This is a genomic window from Gordonia hongkongensis (assembly GCF_023078355.1).
Classification (GTDB): Bacteria; Actinomycetota; Actinomycetes; order Mycobacteriales; family Mycobacteriaceae; genus Gordonia; species Gordonia hongkongensis.
On sequence record NZ_CP095552.1, the window covers coordinates 2,096,213 to 2,116,134 of the forward strand.

12 protein-coding genes, 2 rRNA genes and 1 pseudogene are annotated in these 19,922 nt (G+C 66.6%); 8 read left to right on the forward strand and 7 right to left on the reverse strand.

What is annotated here, in order from left to right; genetic code table 11:
* The first annotated feature begins 163 nt into the window (after positions 1–163).
* Together MVF96_RS09495 and rrf are read left to right on the forward strand one after the other, a co-directional pair.
* A 23S ribosomal RNA gene (locus MVF96_RS09495) occupies positions 164–3,295 on the forward strand.
* 189 nt (positions 3,296–3,484) lie between these two features.
* Positions 3,485–3,601: ribosomal RNA gene (gene rrf / locus MVF96_RS09500) — 5S ribosomal RNA — on the forward strand.
* Positions 3,602–3,668: 67 nt separating this feature from the next.
* On the opposite strand, the gene MVF96_RS09505 is transcribed toward rrf, so the two are convergent.
* Positions 3,669–4,547, reverse strand: a complete 879-nt coding sequence (locus MVF96_RS09505; protein ID WP_058249974.1) for a universal stress protein — start codon at positions 4,545–4,547, stop codon at positions 3,669–3,671.
* 90 nt (positions 4,548–4,637) lie between these two features.
* Here MVF96_RS09505 and glsA point away from each other — a divergent pair, with 90 nt between their 5' ends.
* The gene (gene glsA, locus MVF96_RS09510) at positions 4,638–6,071 is read left to right on the forward strand and encodes a glutaminase A (RefSeq protein ID WP_247451910.1); all 1,434 of its coding nucleotides are present in this window, start codon (positions 4,638–4,640) and stop codon (positions 6,069–6,071) included.
* Between the two features lie 46 nt (positions 6,072–6,117).
* Complete coding sequence (nucS, locus tag MVF96_RS09515) at positions 6,118–6,801, forward strand: endonuclease NucS (RefSeq protein ID WP_058249976.1); 684 nt, start codon at positions 6,118–6,120, stop codon at positions 6,799–6,801.
* Between the two features lie 173 nt (positions 6,802–6,974).
* On the opposite strand, the gene MVF96_RS09520 is transcribed toward nucS, so the two are convergent.
* Both MVF96_RS09520 and mce read right to left on the reverse strand, forming a co-directional pair.
* Complete coding sequence (locus MVF96_RS09520; RefSeq protein WP_058249977.1) at positions 6,975–7,940, reverse strand: coiled-coil domain-containing protein; 966 nt, start codon at positions 7,938–7,940, stop codon at positions 6,975–6,977.
* Between the two features lie 152 nt (positions 7,941–8,092).
* The gene (mce, locus tag MVF96_RS09525) at positions 8,093–8,563 is read right to left on the reverse strand and encodes a methylmalonyl-CoA epimerase (protein WP_211538756.1); all 471 of its coding nucleotides are present in this window, start codon (positions 8,561–8,563) and stop codon (positions 8,093–8,095) included.
* An 85-nt stretch (positions 8,564–8,648) separates the two neighbouring features.
* On the opposite strand from mce, the gene MVF96_RS09530 reads away from it, so the two are divergent.
* The 4 genes and pseudogenes from MVF96_RS09530 to MVF96_RS09545 all read left to right on the forward strand — a co-directional run bounded on the left by MVF96_RS09530 (position 8,649) and on the right by MVF96_RS09545 (position 12,604).
* Positions 8,649–9,851 carry an acetyl-CoA C-acetyltransferase gene (locus tag MVF96_RS09530; protein WP_065629062.1) on the forward strand — a complete coding sequence of 401 codons (1,203 nt, stop codon included), beginning with the start codon at positions 8,649–8,651 and terminating at the stop codon, positions 9,849–9,851.
* A 62-nt stretch (positions 9,852–9,913) separates the two neighbouring features.
* A complete protein-coding gene (locus tag MVF96_RS09535) occupies positions 9,914–10,309 on the forward strand; it encodes a DUF3817 domain-containing protein (RefSeq protein ID WP_058249980.1) in 396 nt (131 codons plus the stop codon).
* Positions 10,310–10,401: 92 nt separating this feature from the next.
* Entirely contained in the window at positions 10,402–11,553 is a 1,152-nt protein-coding gene (locus tag MVF96_RS09540) for an MFS transporter (RefSeq protein WP_203235917.1), read from the forward strand.
* Positions 11,554–11,648: 95 nt separating this feature from the next.
* Positions 11,649–12,604: pseudogene (locus MVF96_RS09545) on the forward strand (tetratricopeptide repeat protein).
* A 73-nt stretch (positions 12,605–12,677) separates the two neighbouring features.
* Here MVF96_RS09545 and glgB read toward each other — a convergent pair.
* From glgB to MVF96_RS09565, 4 genes are all read right to left on the reverse strand, one after another.
* Entirely contained in the window at positions 12,678–14,900 is a 2,223-nt protein-coding gene (gene glgB, locus MVF96_RS09550; RefSeq protein ID WP_159370585.1) for a 1,4-alpha-glucan branching protein GlgB, read from the reverse strand.
* 7 nt (positions 14,901–14,907) lie between these two features.
* Complete coding sequence (locus MVF96_RS09555) at positions 14,908–16,908, reverse strand: maltotransferase domain-containing protein (RefSeq protein ID WP_058249983.1); 2,001 nt, start codon at positions 16,906–16,908, stop codon at positions 14,908–14,910.
* Positions 16,909–17,071: 163 nt separating this feature from the next.
* A complete protein-coding gene (locus MVF96_RS09560) occupies positions 17,072–19,168 on the reverse strand; it encodes an ATP-dependent DNA helicase (protein WP_247451911.1) in 2,097 nt (698 codons plus the stop codon).
* 124 nt (positions 19,169–19,292) lie between these two features.
* The gene (locus MVF96_RS09565) at positions 19,293–19,904 is read right to left on the reverse strand and encodes an isochorismatase family protein (protein ID WP_247451912.1); all 612 of its coding nucleotides are present in this window, start codon (positions 19,902–19,904) and stop codon (positions 19,293–19,295) included.
* Between the last annotated feature and the right edge of the window lie 18 nt (positions 19,905–19,922).

Below are 19,922 nucleotides of genomic sequence, written 5' to 3' on the forward strand. Positions count from 1 at the left end.
TAGTGGATGCGAGCATCTTTATTTCAAACCAATGCTTCGACTGTTGTTGGAGTGCTGGTCTGTGATTTAGCAGAATTTGTAGTGTTGTGTGATGTCTACATTCGATCCTCGTTCATGGCTGGCCTTGTGTTGGTTGTGGGTGGGGGGTTGTTTGTAGGTGTTGTTGTAAGTGTGTAAGGGCGTTCGGTGGATGCCTTGGTACCAGGAGCCGATGAAGGACGTGGTAGGCCGCGATAGTCCTCGGGGAGTTGTCAAACGAGCTGTGATCCGAGGGTGTCCGAATGGGGAAACCCAGCACGAGTGATGTCGTGTTACCACCAGCTGAATGTATAGGCTGTGTGGGGGGAACGTGGGGAAGTGAAACATCTCAGTACCCATAGGAAGAGAAAACAATTGTGATTCCGTGAGTAGTGGCGAGCGAAAGCGGAGGAGGCTAAACCATGCGCATGTGATACCGGGTAGGGGTTGTGTGTGTGGGGTTGTGGGGTTCGTCTTCTTCCATCTGCCTGTGGAAGCGTGAGTGAGAAAACTGTGTGTTAGGTGAAGTGGCCTGGAATGGTCTGCCGTAGTCGGTGAGAGTCCGGTAGCTGAAAACACATGGTCTTGCGTGACGGTGTCCCCAAGTAGCAGCGGGCTCGTGGAATCTGCTGTGAATCTGCCGGGACCACCCGGTAAGCCTGAATACTTCCTGGTGACCGATAGCGGACTAGTACCGTGAGGGAAAGGTGAAAAGTACCCCGGGAGGGGAGTGAAATAGTACCTGAAACCGGACGCTTACAATCCGTCAAAGCCTGTGCCTTCGGGGCGGGTGATGGCGTGCCTTTTGAAGAATGAGCCTGCGAGTTAGTGCTCGGTGGCGAGGTTAACCCGTGTGGGGTAGCCGTAGCGAAAGCGAGTCTGAATAGGGCGAAAGAGTCGCCGGGTCTAGACCCGAAGCGGAGTGATCTACCCATGGCCAGGGTGAAGCGTCGGTAAGACGTCGTGGAGGCCCGAACCCACTTCAGTTGAAAATGGAGGGGATGAGTTGTGGGTAGGGGTGAAAGGCCAATCAAACTCCGTGATAGCTGGTTCTCCCCGAAATGCATTTAGGTGCAGCGTCACATGTTTCTTACTGGAGGTAGAGCTACTGGATGGCCGATGGGCCCCACAGGGTTACTGACGTCAGCCAAACTCCGAATGCCGGTAAGTGAGAGTGTGGCAGTGAGACTGCGGGCGATAAGGTTCGTAGTCGAGAGGGAAACAGCCCAGATCGCCGGCTAAGGCCCCTAAGCGTGTACTAAGTGGAAAAGGATGTGGGGTCGCGAAGACAACCAGGAGGTTGGCTTAGAAGCAGCCACCCTTGAAAGAGTGCGTAATAGCTCACTGGTCAAGTGATCCTGCGCCGACAATGTAGCGGGGCTCAAGTACACCGCCGAAGCCGCGGCACTCACACGTTAGCCCGTCGATCTTTTACGGAGGGTCGACCAGGTGTGTGGGTGGGTAGGGGAGCGTCCTGCATCCGTGGAAGCGCCGGAGTGATCCAGGTGTGGAGGGTGTGGGAGTGAGAATGCAGGCATGAGTAGCGAAAGCAGAGTGAGAAACTCTGCCGCCGAATGACCAAGGGTTCCTGGGCCAGGCTAATCCGCCCAGGGTGAGTCGGGACCTAAGGCGAGGCCGACAGGCGTAGTCGATGGACAACGGGTTGATATTCCCGTACCCGTGTATCCGCGCCCATGCTGAATCAGTTGTACTAACCATCCTGATCCCCCAGGAGCACCTTCGGGTGCCGAGTTGGGGTGATGCATGGGACCTTGGCTGGTAGTAGGCAAGCGATGGGGTGACGCAGGAAGGTAGTGGGGCCAGTCAGTGGTTGTACTGGTGTAAGCCTGTAGGGCGAGTGATAGGCAAATCCGTCACTCACAGAGCCTGAGAGGTGATGCGTAGCCGTTGTGGCGAATTCCATGATCCTATGCTGCCGAGAAAAGCCTCTAGTGAGTTGGTACACGGCCCGTACCCCAAACCAACACAGGTGGTCAGGTAGAGAATACTAAGGCGATCGAGAGAACTGTGGTTAAGGAACTCGGCAAAATGCCCCCGTAACTTCGGGAGAAGGGGGACCCATCCTGGTGACGATCTTTTCGGTCTGAGCTGGTGTGGGTCGCAGAGACCAGAGAGAAGCGACTGTTTACTAAAAACACAGGTCCGTGCGAAGTCGTAAGACGATGTATACGGACTGACGCCTGCCCGGTGCTGGAAGGTTAAGAGGACCGGTTAATCACCTTCGGGTGGTGAAGCTGAGAATTTAAGCCCCAGTAAACGGCGGTGGTAACTATAACCATCCTAAGGTAGCGAAATTCCTTGTCGGGTAAGTTCCGACCTGCACGAATGGCGTAACGACTTCTCTGCTGTCTCAACCACAGACTCGGCGAAATTGCAGTACGAGTAAAGATGCTCGTTACGCGCGGCAGGACGAAAAGACCCCGGGACCTTCACTATAGCTTGGTATTGGTGTTCGGTTCGGTTTGTGTAGGATAGGTGGGAGACTGTGAAGTGGGCACGCCAGTGTTCATGGAGTCGTTGTTGAAATACCACTCTGATCGTATTGGACTTCTAACCTCGGACCCTGATCGGGTTCAGGGACAGTGCCTGGTGGGTAGTTTAACTGGGGCGGTTGCCTCCTAAAAGGTAACGGAGGCGCCCAAAGGTTCCCTCAGCCTGGTTGGCAATCAGGTGTTGAGTGTAAGTGCACAAGGGAGCTTGACTGTGAGACGTACATGTCGAGCAGGGACGAAAGTCGGGACTAGTGATCCGGCACCGGCAAGTGGAAGCGGTGTCGCTCAACGGATAAAAGGTACCCCGGGGATAACAGGCTGATCTTCCCCAAGAGTCCATATCGACGGGATGGTTTGGCACCTCGATGTCGGCTCGTCGCATCCTGGGGCTGGAGTAGGTCCCAAGGGTTGGGCTGTTCGCCCATTAAAGCGGCACGCGAGCTGGGTTTAGAACGTCGTGAGACAGTTCGGTCTCTATCCGCCGCGCGCGTAAGAAACTTGAGGAAACCTGTCCCTAGTACGAGAGGACCGGGACGGACGAACCTCTGGTGTGCCAGTTGTCCCGCCAGGGGCACTGCTGGTTAGCTACGTTCGGAAGGGATAACCGCTGAAAGCATCTAAGCGGGAAGCCTGTTCCAAGATGAGGTTTCTCACCCCCTTTGCGGGGTTAAGGCCCCCCACAGACCATGGGGTTGATAGGCCAGAACTGTACGCACAGCAATGTGTTCAGGTGACTGGTACTAATCGGCCGAGGACTTACCAACAACACCCACAACATCACCAAACCTCAGGTTCGGTTGGTGTTCGCATCCACTATGTACTTCTGAAACAACACACTCCTCCGGGTGGCTTCGCCCCCCCGGACACCCCTCAGCAACACCACGGTGTGACGGGGTGGTGAGAGGTGACAAACAAACACACGCACACTACGTGAGCGTGTTGTTTCACAAAGTTACGGCGGCTATAGCGGAGGGGAAACGCCCGGCCCCATTCCGAACCCGGAAGCTAAGCCCTCCAGCGCCAATGGTACTGCACCCTAATCAGTGTGGGAGAGTAGGACACCGCCGAACACAACATCCCATTGTGGCCCCTCACGATTCGTGAGGGGCCACAATGCTTTTCTGGGTCGAGACGTGATCAGTCGGTGCCCTTCGGAACGACGATCATCGGAACCGACACCGCGCGAAGGATTTTCGCTGCGGTTGTGCCGAGGAAGAGCGTGTTGGGCGCCGCCAGCCGGCTGGAGCCGACCATGACCACATCGCCGTCCTGCCAGTCCAGGGAGCCGACTGCCTCCTCGATGGTCGACCCCTGGGCGATCGCCGAGCTGACCGGGAAGTCCGGTGGCAGTTGTTCTCTGGCCGCCTCGAGACTGCGTCGCGCGTGTTCGCGAGCGTGGTCGAGGGCCCGTTCTTCCGGCTCGGTGCGCCAGGGTTGGACGTCGTCCACGGCCACCAACGAGATCAGCCGGATGGGCCGATGTGCACGCACACCGCTGCGCAACGCCGTCTGGAACAACAGCTGGGTGCCGGGCCGGCTACCGATCGCGACCGAGATCTCTCGCACCTCGTCGGCGCCGAGATGCGCGAACCCCGGTGGCGCCACCGCCACCGGGACCGGTGCGGAATGCAAGATGTCGTTGACCACGGTCCCGAGTGTGTGCCGGCCGCGGATACCGCCACCCGCGCCGCCGATGACCAGCATGTCCGCCGATGTGCGCCGGGCCTGCACGATGAGACCCTCCCCGGGGTTGGCGTGTTCGGCGATCGTCGTGGTGGTCTGGATGTCGTCGGGGAGTCTGGCGGCAGCGGCGTCGAGCCAGCGGCGGGCCGCATTGTCCAGGGCGTCGGAGAGGCGTTCGACCGAGACCTGTTCGGACGGGTCGGCGCTGTCCGGCTCGGGTGGGATGACGATGCAGAGCTCGAGTTCGGCGTCGAAGGTCCGCGCGAGGCATGCGCCGAGGGCGACCGCGTCGTCGCCTCCCGAGGTGGCGATGTATGCGACGAGCAGCTTCATCGGTACTCCCAGCGTCGGTGTCTCGGTCCCCGGTCATCGCCAGCCTAGTCATCTCCGACGGGGTGCCGGGGGACACGCTTAGATGGGGTCATGGACTCCCTCGTCGACGGTTACCTCAGCCACATCATGGACGAATGCCATTCGGACCGATCCGGTCATGTCGCCGACTACATCCCGGAACTGGCCGCCGTCGACCCCGAGGGTTACGGCCTGTCGATGTGCGTGCACGACGGCCACACCTACTCACATGGTGACTCCGCGACGGCGTTCACCATCCAGTCGGTCTCCAAGCCCCTCACCTATGCGATGGTCCTGAAGAAGCACGGCACCGCGGCGGTCGACGCGAAGATCGGCGTCGAGCCGTCCGGCGAGGCATTCAACGAGATCAGCGTGGACGAGCGCCGACGCCCGAAGAACCCGATGATCAATGCGGGGGCCATCTTTGCCGCATCCATGCTGTTGCCGCCGACCCGGGACGTGGCCGAGGCGGCGGTCGACGCCGCTTTCCGGGAGGTGCTCGAGTTCTACTCCGGATGTGCCGGACGGCGCCTCACGATGGACGAGGGGGTCTATGCCTCCGAGGCCGCGACGGGTTCGCGCAACCGCGCGATCGCCTACATGCTAGACAGCTTCGGGGCTCTAGAGACCAGCCCGGACGCCGCTCTCGACCTCTACTACCGACAGTGCTCGATTCGGGTGACGACCGACGACCTGGCCGGGATCGGCGCGACGATCGCGAACGGCGGGATGAATCCCCGCACGGGTCGGACGGTCTTCTCCAACGAGACCGCGCAGCGGTTGCTGAGTGTCATGACGACGTGCGGGATGTACGACGGCGCGGGGGACTGGGTCACCTCCGTCGGCCTGCCGGCGAAGAGCGGCGTCGGTGGCGGGATCCTCGCGGTGCTGCCGGGGCAACTCGGCATCGGCGTGTACTCGCCACGGCTCGACGGTCACGGCAACAGCGTCCGCGGCGTCGACGTGTGTCGGCATCTGTCCACCGACCTGGGTCTGCACATGTTCAACGTGACACGGGAGAGTCGGGTGACGATCCGGTCGGTCTACGACCTCGCCGACACCCCCGTCAGCGCGGAATGGGGCGAGCAGGAGCGCAGCTATCTGCGGACCTGTCGCGACCGCATCCGCGTGTACGAACTGCAGGGAGACCTGACCTTCGTCGGCGCCGAGAGTGTCCAGCGGCGCCTCATGGCCGACATCGACGCATACACCGTCGTCATCGTCGAGATCTCCCGCATCGGGGTGATCGACGCGGTCGCACGCACGATGGTGCTGAGCATCAAACGGCTGCTGGACGACAGCGGCCGGCGGGCCGCGCTCGTCGACCCGGACGGCGTCGTCCGCGCCAGCGTCGATCGGCACCGTGACGACGCGGCGGTGCCCGATCTCGATGCGCCGCCGGAACTCCGGGGATTCGACCCGGCGCTTCCGCACGTGCACTCGACGATGGACGACGCGGTCGTCGATGCCGAGACGTTTCTGCTGAAGCACTACTACGACGAGTGAGCGGGCCGCGCCGCCCGGTTCCGGGACACACCACTAGGGTGGGCACGTGCGTCTCGTCATCGCGGAGTGTCAGGTCGACTACGTCGGGCGGCTGACCGCCCATCTGCCCATGGCCCGGCGGTTGCTGCTGATCAAATCGGACGGATCGGTGAGCGTGCACGCCGACGACCGGGCCTACAAGCCGTTGAACTGGATGAGTCCGCCGTGCTGGCTCACCGAGGCGCAGGTTCCCGACGGTACGCAGGCGGAGGCGTACTGGGTCGTCACCAACAAGGCGGGCGAGGAACTCCGCATCACCATCGCGTCGATCGAGCACGACTCCCAGCACGACCTCGGCATCGACCCCGGCCTCGTCAAGGACGGCGTCGAGGCGCACCTGCAGGAGCTGCTCGCCGAGCATGTCGAGACGTTGGGTCCGGGTCACACGCTCATCCGCCGCGAGTACATGACCGCGATCGGGCCGGTGGACCTGCTGTGCCGGGACGCATCGGGTGCCACGGTGGCGGTCGAGATCAAACGGCGCGGGGAGATCGACGGCGTCGAGCAGCTCACCCGGTACCTCGAGCTGCTCAACCGCGACACCACACTCGCCCCGGTGGCCGGCGTCTTCGCCGCCCAGCAGATCAAGCCGCAGGCCCGCACGCTGGCCGAGGACCGCGGAATCCGTTGCGTGGTGCTCGATTACGACGAGCTTCGCGGCGCGGAGAGCACGGAGTTCCGGCTCTTCTAGGCCCACCCTGCGGAGCAAGCGGCGTGGCCCACCCCTGCTCCCTGAGGTGCGAGCGCAGCGAGCCACGAAGGGCCCTCGCCCTCGTCTTGCCAGGCCCTTCGTGGCTCGTCGCTCGCGCTCCTCGCACCTCAGGGAGCAGGGGCTGGGACCTGAGGTTGTGTGGTTCTTTCGGATCAGGCGGAGCGAACCTCCGGCGACCGCGCCTCGGGCGAGAGCTTGCGGTTGAGGAGGTCGAGATCGTCGGCGTCGGACAGCACGGAGTACTCGGAGTCGTCGGGCTGGGCGAGCAGTTCCGGCAACTCGGCCAGCTCCTCGCGTAGCCGCCCGAGGTTGGCGGCGATGTCCTGACGCGTGCGATCAGCCGCCTGCGCGAGTTCGCGTGATCGATCGAGTCGTTCGGTCGCGATGTCGAGCGCGGTCTGACGGATGTGTGCCGCCTCGTCGAGTGCGCGTTCGCGCTGATCGGCGAGTTCGGCATCATGGCGTTCCCGCTCGGCCCGGCGTTCGGCGGCGCTGACCGCCTCGAGTTCGGCGACCTCGGCTTTCGCCTTCTCCACCACTCGGCGGGCCTCGTCCTTGGCGGCCTGCATGGTCTTGGTGTGTTCGGCCTCCATCGCGGCGGTGCGCTCGGCGATGAGGCGGGCGGACTCCGACTCGTTGGCGGCCGCGGTCTCCTTGACCTGCCGTGCCCGGGCGGCGGCCTCGTCGACCAGCTTCTTCGCGGCCGTGCGTGCCTCGCCCCGGACGCGCTCGGCGTCGGTCGCGGCCGACGACCGCATGTCGGCGGCCTCCTGGCGCGCGATGGACAGCGTCTCGGCGGCTTCGGCGGCCGCTTCGGCGCGCATCTCCGACGCTTCGTCGGACGCCAGCTGCAGCATCCGCGACAGTCGCTCGCTCATCCCTTGCGCGGTGGTCGGCGGGACCGAGAGCTTGTCGACCTCCCGGCGCAGTTCGGCTATCTCGTCGCGCGCGTCCTCGAGATGCGCGGCGAGTTCGTGTGCGTTGGCGGTGGCGGCGTCGCGATCGGCGGCGAGGACGCGCAGATCGGCGTCGAGGCGCTGGAGGTGATCGGCGACCTGCTCACGGTCATAACCGCGCATCACGATCGCGAAGGGCAATTGCCGTGCGGGACCTGGCATGGCGGCCAGTGTATCGGAGAGAGTGCGGGATCTCCTCGACGTCGGCGACGCCGTGCGTGGAGGTGCCGAGCCGGCCGGTCCACGGATGGGAGCGGCCGGCTCGGCATGTCGAGTCAGCTAGCGGCGCAACGGTTTTCGGCCGTTGCGGCGGATCAGTGTGCGGTGGCGGCGGGTTCCACGAGTTCGAGCAGCACGCCGCCCGCGTCCTTGGGGTGGACGAAGTTGATGCGGGAGCCCGCGGTGCCCCGCTTCGCGGCAGGATAGAGGACCCGGACGCCGGCTTCGGTGAGTCGTGCCGTGACCGCGTCGACGTCGGTCACCCGCACGGCGAGCTGCTGGAGCCCAGGACCGTTGCGGTCGATGAACTTGGCGATCGTCGACGACTCGTCGAGCGGGGCGAGCAACTGGATGACCGCACCGGTGCCGCCGGCCGGGCCGACCATGGCCTCCTCGACGCCCTGCTCGGCGTTCGTCTCCTGATGCAGCGTCTCGAACCCGAGGTGGGTGGCGTACCACTCCTTGGCGGCGTCGAGATCGGGGACGGCGATGCCGACGTGATCGATGGCGACGATCAGGTCGGAGATGAGTGCGGTGGCGCTGGGGTCCGTTGCTGAGGAAGACATGGGACAACGGTAGCGTTGAGGTGTTGAGCGCACAGAGCGGGCGCTCGGTTGGCCCCCTATCTAGACACTTCCCGGAGGTTCCCTCATGACTTCGACTGCCGACAAGACCACGGTCATCGTCGCCGGCGCACGCACCCCCTTCGGCCGCCTGCTGGGCTCCCTGAAGGACTTCAGCGGGGTCGATCTCGGCGCGGTCGCCATCAAGGGCGCACTCGAGCGGGCCGGCGTTCCGGCATCCGAGGTCGAGTACGTGATCATGGGCCAGGTGCTGACCGCGGGGGCCGGTCAGATGCCCGCCCGCCAGGCCGCGATCAAGGCCGGTATCGGCTGGGACGTCCCGACCCTGACCATCAACAAGATGTGTCTGTCGGGGATCGACGCGATCGCGCTGGCCGATCAGCTCATCCGGGCCGGAGAGTTCGACGTCGTCGTCGCCGGCGGCCAGGAGTCGATGACCCAGGCGCCCCATCTCCTGCCCAACAGCCGCGGCGGCTTCAAGTACGGCAACACCGAACTCGTCGACCACATGGCTTTCGACGGGCTCTTCGACGCCTTCACCGATCAGCCGATGGGGGCGCTGACCGAGCAGGGCAACGACGCCGACGGGTTCACCCGTGAGCAACAGGACGAGTTCGCGGCACGAAGCCACCGGCTCGCCGCAGCCGCGTGGAAGAACGGCGTCTTCGACGACGAGGTCGTGCCGGTGGCCATCCCGCAGCGTAAGGGCGACCCGATCGAGTTCGCCGAGGACGAGGGGATTCGCGCCAACACCACCGTGGAGTCGCTGTCCGGGCTGCGGCCGGCCTTCCGCAAGGACGGCACGATCACCGCGGGCAACTCGTCGCAGATCTCCGACGGCGCGGCGGCCGTCGTGGTGATGAGCAAGGCCAAGGCCGAGGAACTGGGCGTCACGTGGCTGGCCGAGATCGGCGCCCACGGCGTCGTCGCCGGCCCGGACTCCAGCCTGCAGGCGCAGCCGGCCAATGCGATCGTCAAGGCCTGTGACCGCGAGGGCATCGCACCCGCGGACCTGGACCTCATCGAGATCAACGAGGCCTTCGCGGCGGTCGGGCTGTCCTCGACCAAGCAGCTCGGCGTCGATCCCGAGATCGTCAATGTCAACGGTGGTGCGATCGCCGTCGGACATCCGATCGGGACCTCCGGGGCGCGCGTCGCGCTGCATGTCGCGCTCGAGCTGAAGCGACGGGGCGGTGGCGTCGGTGCAGCCGCGCTCTGTGGAGCCGGCGGCCAGGGTGACGCGCTGATCATCCGGGTTCCGAAGTCCTGAACGAACGAGATGTCTACGACATCTTGTAGTAGTTTGCTGTCCGATTCGGCACAATGAGGGCCATGCTGTCATTCTTCGACCTGACCACTCCCGCCAAGCGCTTCCGGTTCGTCGCCGTCGCCGAGGCGATCACCTGGGCGGTCCTGCTGGTCGCCATGGTCGTCAAGCGGGTCAACGACGACGACGAGGCCATCGCCAAGCCGGGCATGATCCACGGGATCGTCTTCGTGATCTTCGTGGTCGTCGCTCTGATCACAGCGATCCAGCTCAAGTGGAACGCGGTGAAGTGGGAGCTGCCGGTGGGTTCGCGGCGGATCGGAATCCCGATCGTCACCCTGCTGGCGCTGGTCTCGAGCCTCCCGCCGTTCGGCACGATCGTGTTCGAGTGGTGGGCGCGCCGTAACGGCCATCTCGCCGAACTGTCCGCCGACCGCGCGCCCAGGCAGGCCACGGCCTGACCGCCCCGATCCCGCCTTCGATCGCCCCGACGCTCCGGCGCTCCCGCCGCAGCGTCGGGGCGATCTTCGCGCTCAACGGGTTTCTCGCCGCGATGTGGGTGGCCCACATCCCGGTCATCAGTGCGCGCACCGGAGTCGATCACGACCAACTCGGCGGACTGTTGCTGTTGCTCGGCGCGTCGGCGTTCGTCGGCATGCAGGTCTGCGGCCGTCTGATCGACCGTCGGGGGTCCCGGCCGGTGACGATCGGTGCCGCGCTGCTGCTGTCGGCGGTCATCGTCGCCCCGGTGCTCGCCGCCGACGCCCTGACGCTCGCCGCCGCGCTCGTCGCCTTCGGATTCGCCAACGGTTGCCTGGATGTGTCGATGAACGCGCAGGCGGTCGTGGTCGAACGGGCCTACGGCCGACCGATCATGTCGTCGTTCCACGGGTTCTTCTCGTCGGGCAGTCTCGTGGGTTCGGGAGTGGTCGCGGCAACCCTGTGGGCCGACGTCGGTGTCGTCCTCACCGTGGCCTGCGCCGCGGCGGCCGGCATCGGCGTCGTGGCGTGGAACGCGCGCGGTCTGGCTGGTCGCGAGGTGGGGACCGACGATGCGAGTGCACGCGGTGCAGACGCCGACGGCCCCGCGTCCGGGAAGTGGTGGCACACCGTGGACCGGCGCCGCCTGGTCCTGCTGGCGGTGGTCGCGTTCGCACTCATGCTCGCCGAGGGCACCGCCTACGACTGGAGTGCACTGCACGTGGTCGAGACCTTCGGTTCCGCCGAAGCCGTCGGCGCCATCGCGTTCGGCGCGTTCAGCGCGACGATGACCGTTGCGCGATTCGTCATCGATCCGGTCGTCGGGTCGGTGGGACCGGTGGCGGTCGTCCGCTACGGCGGCCTGCTCGGCACCGCCGGAATCCTGATCGCGGTGCTCTCGCCCGTACCCCTCCTCGCCATCGTGGGATGGGGCGTGTTCGGATTGGGTCTGGCGGGGCTGATCCCGCAGATCTTCACCGCGGCGGGCAATCTGTCGGGGGAGTCGAGCGGCCGGACGATCTCCGCCGTCGTCGGATGCGGCTATCTCGGCATGCTCGCCGGTCCCGCGGTCGTCGGCTTCATCAGCAGCCGGACCTCGCTGAACACCGGGTTGCTCGCGGCCGTGGCGGCGCTCGTCCTCGCCGTCGTGCTCGCGCCGGTCGTTCGCCCGGACCGCACGCGCACCGCCGCGCCGGACGGAACGCGTTCGCCCGACGTCGTCTGATTCCGCGTGGGCGGTCGTGACACACTGGAGGGGTGACGCGACCAACCAATCGTCAGCAGGCCGCCGCCGCGGCCCGACAGCAGGCGGCAGCAGCCATGGCCATGTCCGGCGCGGTGGATCTCGGCGTACTCAAGGAGCGGGCCGAAGCCGAACGCGCACAAGCGCAACGGGCCCAGTCGCAGGCCGCAGCACGACCTGCCGCGCCCGGTGAGCCGCCCGCCGAGGGCGGGCAATCGCCGGCCGCCGGTGCGGGAACCGCGGCGGCCGCGGTCCTCGACGTCACCGAGGAGACGTTCGAGGCCGAGGTGCTCAACCGGTCGATGCAGCAGCTCGTGGTCATCGACCTGTGGGCGGAATGGTGCGGGCCGTGTAAGCAGTTGTCGCCGGTCCTCGAACGCCTCGCCGCGCAGTCGGGCGGGCGCTGGGTGCTGGCGAAGGTCGACGTCGACGCCAATCCCCGTATCGCACAGGCGTTCCGGGTGCAGTCGATCCCGATGGTCGTCGCGATCGTGCAGGGACAGCCGGTGACCGCCTTCAACGGGGTGCGCTCCGAGGCCGAGATCACCCAGTGGATCGACGACATCTTCGCCCAGATCGGCGACATCCTCCCGGGCGTTCCCGACGGGCCCGCACCCGAGCCGGAGCCCGAGGACCCGAGGCTGGTCGCCGCCGAGACGAAGCTGAACGACGGCGACTTCGACGGCGCACTCGCCGACTACCGGGCGATCGCCGAGGCCGAGCCGGAGAACCTCGAAGCGGTGTCCGCCGCGCGGAACCTCGAGTTCATCCTGCGGGCGCAGGCGCACGATCCCGCCATCGTGGAGTCGGCGTCCCCCGTGACGTCGACGCGCAGCTCGCGGCCGCGGACGTCCTGCTGCTCAACCAACAGCCCGAAGCCGCGTTCGACCGCATCATCGACGTCGTGCGCGTGACCGCGGGGGAGGAGCGCACCCGGGCGCGCACCCGGCTGCTCGAGCTGTTCGAACTCTTCGATCCCGCCGAGCAGTTCGTCGTGAGCGCCCGCCGCAAGCTCGCCAGCGCCCTCTACTGACGGGCTGAGGCCACTGCCGCGGGAGTTTGAGTGATGTGTTTCGGAACCAGGCGACTGATTCCGAGACACACCACTACTCCCGCGGCACCAGCCAGATCGCCGAGTTGGCGGGCAGCATGACCCGAGCCGACACGGGACGTCCGTGATAGGACGGCCCGTCCGCCGTGATCGAACCCATGTTGCCGCGCCCGGCACCGCTGTAGGCGTCGGCATCGGTGTTGAGGATCTCGTCCCAGACCCCGGCCGAGGGCAACCCGACCTGATAGTCGGCGCGGTCGGAGCCGCTCAGGTTGAACAGGCACGCGACGACCGATCCGTCGGTGCCGTACCGGAGGAAACTGATCACGTTGTTGGCGGTGTCGTTGGCGTCGATCCACTCGTAACCCAGTGAATCGATGTCCTGGGTGTACAGCGCCGGTCGGGACCGGTAGATCCGGTTCAGGTCGGTGACGAGGGCCGAGATGCCGGAGTGCAGTTCGCCCTCCCAGCCCTCCAGCTGATGCCAGTCCAGACTCCGGTTGTCGGCCCATTCGCCGGTCTGCCCGAACTCCTGTCCCATGAACAGCAGTTGCTTGCCGGGGTGGGACCACATGTAGGCGAGGTAGACCCGCACGCCCGCGGCCTTGGCGAACGAATCGCCCGGCATGCGCGTCCACAGGGTGCCCTTGCCGTGCACGACCTCGTCGTGGGAGAGCGGCAGCACGAAATTCTCGCTCCACGCGTACACCAGCGAGAAGGTGATCTCGTGGTGGTGGAAGCTGCGGTGGATCTGATCGCGGGACAGGTAGTCGAGGGTGTCGTGCATCCAGCCCATGTTCCACTTGAAGCTGAACCCCAGCCCGCCGAGATCGGTCATGCGGGTCACGCCCGGCCATGCGGTCGACTCCTCGGCCACCGTGATCACGCCCGGGAAATGTTTGTGCACAGTCGCGTTGGTCTCCTGGAGGAACTGCACCGCCTCCAGGTTCTCGCGACCGCCGTGCACATTGGGGCGCCATTGCCCGGCCGGTCGTGAGTAGTCCAGGTAGAGCATCGAGGCCACCGCGTCGACGCGGAGACCGTCGATGTGGAACTCGCTGAACCAGAACAGGGCGTTCGCCACGAGGAAGTTGCGGACCTCGTGCCGGCCGAAGTCGAAGACGTAGGTGCCCCAGTCGAGCTGCTCGCCGCGCATCGGATCGGCGTGCTCGTACAGCGGGGTGCCGTCGAATCGGGCGAGCGCCCAGTCGTCTTTGGGGAAGTGGGCCGGCACCCAGTCGACGATCACGGCGATGTCACGGGAGTGGAGGTGATCGACGAGGTAGCGGAAGTCGTCGGGCGTTCCGAAGCGCGCCGTCGGCGCGTAGTACGACGTGACCTGGTAACCCCAGGAACCGCCGAACGGGTGCTCGGCGACGGGCAGGAACTCGACGTGGGTGAAGCCCTTCTCGACGGCGTAATCGGCCAGCTCGTGCGCGAGTTCGCGGTAGCCGAGGCCCTGACGCCAGGACGCGAGGTGGACCTCGTAGACGCTCATCGGCTCACGCTCGGGCGCGGACCGTTCCCGGCGCGCGATCCACGCGTCGTCGGTCCAGACATGTTCGGACACGGTGACCCGGGACGCGGTTGCCGGGGGCGTGCTGGTGCGGAAGGCCATGGGGTCGGCCTTGTCGCGGATGACGCCGTCGGCGCCATGGACGCGGAACTTGTAGTGGGTCCCGTCGCCGACGTCGGGGATGAAGACCTCCCACACCCCGCTGACCCCGACCTTGCGCATCGGCGCAACGCGCCCGGTCCAGTCGTCGAAGTCGCCGATCACGGTGACACCGTGGGCATTCGGCGCCCACACGGAGAAGGCGGTGCCGTGCACATCGCCGTCGGTGGTCGTGTACGACGTCACCCGCGCACCGAGGGCATTCCACAGTTCCTCGTGGCGGCCCTCGCTGAACAGATGGATGTCGACGTCGCCGAGGCTCGGCAGGAACCGGTAACCGTCGGCCACGACGAATTCCGACGTGCCCCCGGTGGAATCGGGGTAGACGACGCGGTACCGGTAGTCCATCAGGTCGGCCATCGGCACGGTGACCACCCACAGGTCGTCGGTCTGACGGGTCATCGGATGATCGACTCCGCCGATGACCACCGACACCGAGATCGCGTTCGGGCGCAGGGTGCGCAGGATCGTCGCGCCGCCGGGCGCGTCGTGGGCGCCGAGGAAGGCGTGTGGATCGGGATGGGTCTGCGCCGCGAGCCGACGCAGGTCGTGGTCGGTCGCGTAGGGGTCGGGCAGGTCTGGCGGATCGGTGCGATCGGTCACTGATACCTCACTGGATCCGATAGGCGAGCTGTTGTGCGGCAACAGGTTCGAGGGGCGGCAAGGCGAGGATGTGCGCCACCGCCCGCCATGGCTCGAGCCGGACGTAGTTGTCCTGGCCCCACCAGTACTCCTCGCCGGAGACCTCGTCGCGGACGGGGAAGCGGTCGTACCACTCGAAGCCGAGCTTCGGCAGGTCGAGCCAGACCGTGGAGTCCTCGGGACCGAACGGGTTCAGGTTGATCACGACGATGACCCGGTCGCCCGACACCGGGTCGATCTTCGAGTAGGCGATCAGCGACGGGTTGTCGACATGGTGGAAATGGATGTTGCGCAGCTGCTGCAGTGCGGGGTGCCGGCGCCGGATCTCGTTCAGCGAGGTGATCCACGGCTCGAGCGACTCGCCGCGGCTCGCCGCCGCCTTGTAGTCACGGGGCCGCAGCTCGTACTTCTCCGAGTTGAGGTACTCCTCGCTGCCCTCGGTCACGGCGACGTGCTCGTACAGCTCGTATCCGCTGTAGACACCCCATGTTGGGGCCAGGGTCGCGGCGAGCGCGGCGCGCAGTGCGAACATGCCCGGACCGCCGTGCTGAAGACTCTCGTGCAGGATGTCGGGGGTGTTGACGAAGAGGTTGGGGCGGGCCTCGTCGGCGTGGTCGGCGATCTCCCGGCCGAACTGCTCGAGCTCCCACTTCAGCGTCTTCCAGGTGAAGTAGGTGTAGCTCTGGCTGAAGCCGAGCCGGGCGAGGCCGTAGAGCCGCGCCGGCCGGGTGAAGGACTCGGAGAGGAAGAGCACGTCGGGGTGGCGCTTCTTCACCTCACTGATCAGCCACTCCCAGAAGTTCGGCGGCTTGGTGTGCGGATTGTCGACGCGGAAGATGTCGACTCCGAGCCCGACCCAGTGCAGGACGACCTTGAGGACCGCTCGGTAGATGCCGTTGCGGTCGTTGTCGAAGTTCAGCGGGTAGATGTCCTGGTACTTCTTCGGCGGGTTCTCCGCGAAGGCGATGGTGCCGTCGGGCTGGGTGGTGAACCACTCCGGATGCTCGAGCGCCCACGGATGATCCGGTGCGCACTGCAGGGCCAGATCGAGCGCGACCTCGAGGCCGAGTTCGCGAGCCCGGCCGACGAAGTACTCGAAGTCCTCCTCGGTGCCGAGGAGGGGATGGATGGCGTCGTGCCCGCCGTCGGATGATCCGATGGCCCACGGCGAACCGACATCCTCGGGTCCCGCGACGAGGGTGTTGTTGGGGCCCTTGCGGTTGATCTCACCGATCGGGTGGATCGGTGGCAGGTAGACGACGTCGAAGCCCATGTCCGCGATGCGCGGCAGATCCTGGGCGGCGGTGAGGAACGTGCCGTGGACGGGATTGCCCTCACCGTCCCAGCCGCCGGTCGAGCGCGGGAACAGTTCGTACCACGAGCCGAACAGTGCGCGCTTGCGATCGACCCACACCCGGTAGGTACGGCTCTTGGTGACGAGCTCGCGGACGGGATGGGCGGTCAGCAGTTCGACGACCTCGTCGGAGACCGCCAGACCCACCCGGTTCTCGACACGGCGCCGACGTGCCCGGAGTTGGCGCGCGGCGTCGAGCAGGAGTTCTCGGTCATCACCGGCGACCAGGTCGGCTGCGGTGTCCAGTACCCGCGCGCCGGTCTCGATGTCGTTGGCGAGGTCGGCGGCGCCCTGCCCGGCGTCGAGCTTCTTCAGAACGGCCGAACGCCACGTCGCGTAGGGGTCGCTCCAGGCCTCGATCCGGTACGACCAGAATCCGACGGCGTCGGGGACGAAGGCTGCGTTGAAGGTGTCCGGTTCCGGCGCGGGAACCATCCGGACATCGAACGGCCCGCGTCGCGGAGCCTCGACGTGCAGTGTGACGCCGAGCGCGTCGTGTCCTTCGCGCCAGGCCGTGGTACTGACCGGGAAGTATTCTCCCACAACGGCTTTGGCAGGTTGCTGGCCCGCTGACACAAGGGGTGCGATGTCGTCGATACCCATGCGCCCGATCACGTGGAGCCTCCTGTCGTCAGCTCCCGTGAGTGGCCGGGGTGCGCTGTCGGTCTCGCCTTCGTTGGTATCACCGGTACCCAACCTAGTGCCCCGCGGACGGGATTGTCTTGTCATGGATCGCCCGCCGTGTCGGGCGGGCGGGGCGCGGCGGGGTCGGTCGAGGTCAGCCCACCGAACGGGCGGGATCGGTCAATCGGGTCAGTGCCGAACGGACGACCGCGGGGTCGGTGGTACGCCACATCGGGGGCAGCGACGCGAGCAGATAACCGCCGTACCCCGCCGTGGCCAGTCGGGAGTCGAGGACCGCGACGACCCCGCGGTCGTCGACCGAACGCAGCAGGCGGCCGGCGCCCTGGGCGAGCAGCAGCGCGGCGTGGTTGGCCGCCACCGACAGGAATCCGTTGCCGCCGCGCGCATCGACCGCACGCTGCCGGGCGGTCAGCAGCGGATCGTCGGGACGAGGGAAGGGGATGCGGTCGATGAGCACGAGGCTCAACGACGGGCCCGGCACGTCGACCCCCTGCCACAGGGACAAGGTGCCGAACAGGCAGGTCGCCGGGTCGTCGGCGAACCGCCGGACCAGGGTGGACGTCGTGTCGCCACCCTGGCACAGCACCGGGTGGTCGGTGCGGTCGCGGATCGCGTCGGCGGCTTCGCGCGCCGCGCGCATCGAGGAGAACAGACCGAGCGTGCGTCCGCCGGCGGAGTTCACGAGCTCGGCGATCTCGTCCATCGTCCGCGACGAGATGCCCGAGCGGTCGGGTCGGGGGAGGTGACGTGCGACGTAGAGGATCGCCGACCGCGGATAGTCGAAGGGCGAGCCGGCATCGAGGCCGGTCCAGCGTGCCGAACCCGAATCGGACGGGACCGCCTTCCCGCTGGCGGTGACGTCGGCTGTGCTCGACCCCGCTGCGGGGCTCGTCTCGTCTGTCACCGGACGGTCGGTCCCGCGCCCCGATGCCGGGAGTCCCCAGGTCGCGGCGAGGGCGTCGAAGGAGCCGCCGATCGTGAGGGTCGCCGAGGTCAGGATGACCGTGGCGTCGGCGAACAGGGAGGCCCGCAGCAGGCCGCCGACCGACAGCGGTGCGATGTGCAGGATGGGCCGGGGCTCGGCCCCGCGGCGTGAGGTGTCCAGTGACGCCCACACGACGTCGCGCCGCTTCGCCTCGTCGGGTTCGTCGAACGCACCGAGTACGCGGACGACGGTGTCGTGCATGTCCTCGAGTGAGGTCAGGGCCGCCGAGCGGGCGGCCGCCGCGCCGTCGTCGGCGCCGGCCATCCGTACCGGTCCGATCGCGGTGCGCGCCTGCCACAGCCGGTCCCGCAGCATCACGAGGACAGCGGTGGCGTCGGACGGCAGGCCGGTCCACTGGCGCATCGGCGCGTTGTCGAGCAATTCGCCCAGCTGTTCACCGGCGCCCAGGAGGGCGTCGGCGGTCTCCTCGTCGACGAGCTTCCCGCACCGGCGTGCGACGAGCGCCACCGAGGCCGCCGACAGTTCGTCGGTGGCCACCGACGTCATCCGGTCGACGAGCTCGTGGGCCTCGTCGATGACGACGACGTCGTGCTCGGGCAAGACGTTGGCCGGGCTCGTGGCGTTGATGGCCAGCAGCGCGTGGTTGGTCACCACCACGTCGACCTTCCCGGACCGACGGCGGGACTGCTCGGCGAAGCAGTCCTCGCCGTAGGAGCAGTTGGCCGCGCCCAGGCACTCGCGGGCGGTGACGCTGACCTGTCGCCACGACCGGTCGGAGACGCCGGGGACGAGGTCGTCCCGGTCGCCGGTCTCGGTCTCGCTGCTCCACTCCCGCAGACGCGTGACCTCCCGGCCGGTGCGCGACAGCTCGAACGGGTCGAACAGCTCGGTGTCCGGCTCGTCGGCGGTACCGGAGTGGATCTTGTTCAGGCACAGATAGTTTCCGCGCCCTTTGAGAATTGCGAAGGTGGGCTCGCGGCCGATCGGCTTCTTCAGCGCCGTGGCCAGGCGGGGGAGATCGCGCTCGATGAGCTGGCGCTGCAACGCGATCGTCGCGGTGGACACCACGACGGTGCGGCCGCTCTCGACGGCGTGCCGGATGGCCGGCACGAGGTAGGCCAGCGACTTGCCGGTGCCGGTGCCGGCCTGGACCGCGAGATGCTCGCCGGTGTCGATGGCATGCGCCACCGCGGAGGCCATCGCGACCTGACCGCCGCGGCGGTGACCGCCGAGTGCGGTGACCGCCGCGTCGAGAAGGTCGGTCACCGGGGGTGTGTTGGGCATGAGGTGTGTTCCGGTTGTCCTTGCTGGGTTCGCCGTGCGCGGGAACGGTGTTCTTTCAGACGTATCGCGGGCCCGGTCGGTTCCCGCTGTCGAGATCGGGATCGTGGTCGGGACCGCGGCGCTGCTACCCGGTCCGACTCGACCCGTCGTAGAGCAGGTCGCCCACGAGTTCGACACCCGCCTGCCGCAGCGCCGAGAGAGCCTTCGACGTCGTCTCGGGCGCGACACCGGCGGTGAAGTTGAGGAGGACGCGGGTGCTGAAACCGGCCTCCACGGCGTCGAGCGCGGTTGCCCGCACGCAGTGGTCGGTGGCGATGCCGACGATGTCGACCGACTTCACCTTCCGTTCCCGCAACCACACGGCGAGGGTGGAGCCGTCGGCGGCCGCGCCCTCGAAGCCGGAGTATGCGGCGCTGTACTCGCCCTTGGAGAAGACCTCGTGCGCCGCCGCGGCGTCGAATTCGCGGTGGAACGCGACACCGTCGGTGCCGACGCGGCAGTGCGGTGGCCAGGTGTCGACGTAATCGGGGTCGTCGGAGAAGTGCGCACCGGGGTCGATGTGATAGTCGCGGGTCGCGACGACGGTCTGGTATTCGTCGAGGATCGACGTGACCGCCCGTGCGACCGCGGCGCCACCGTTCACCCCGAGGGCGCCGCCCTCGCAGAAGTCGTTCTGCACGTCGACGACGATCAGCGCGTCGGCGGGACGGGTGCCGTCGCTGCGTTCGGCGCTCATCCAATTCTCCTGTCGTCG

Excerpts from the sequence above, each read along its gene's own strand:
- MVF96_RS09505 (WP_058249974.1), bottom strand. The coding sequence starts at position 4,547 with ATGAAGCTGCTCGTCGCATACATCGCCACCTCGGGAGGCGACGACGCG.
- glsA (WP_247451910.1), top strand. The coding sequence starts at position 4,638 with ATGGACTCCCTCGTCGACGGTTACCTCAGCCACATCATGGACGAATGC.
- MVF96_RS09520 (WP_058249977.1), bottom strand. The coding sequence starts at position 7,940 with ATGCCAGGTCCCGCACGGCAATTGCCCTTCGCGATCGTGATGCGCGGT.
- mce (WP_211538756.1), bottom strand. The coding sequence starts at position 8,563 with ATGTCTTCCTCAGCAACGGACCCCAGCGCCACCGCACTCATCTCCGAC.
- MVF96_RS09530 (WP_065629062.1), top strand. The coding sequence starts at position 8,649 with ATGACTTCGACTGCCGACAAGACCACGGTCATCGTCGCCGGCGCACGC.
- MVF96_RS09535 (WP_058249980.1), top strand. The coding sequence starts at position 9,914 with ATGCTGTCATTCTTCGACCTGACCACTCCCGCCAAGCGCTTCCGGTTC.
- MVF96_RS09540 (WP_203235917.1), top strand. The coding sequence starts at position 10,402 with ATGTGGGTGGCCCACATCCCGGTCATCAGTGCGCGCACCGGAGTCGAT.
- MVF96_RS09560 (WP_247451911.1), bottom strand. The coding sequence starts at position 19,168 with ATGCCCAACACACCCCCGGTGACCGACCTTCTCGACGCGGCGGTCACC.
- MVF96_RS09565 (WP_247451912.1), bottom strand. The coding sequence starts at position 19,904 with ATGAGCGCCGAACGCAGCGACGGCACCCGTCCCGCCGACGCGCTGATC.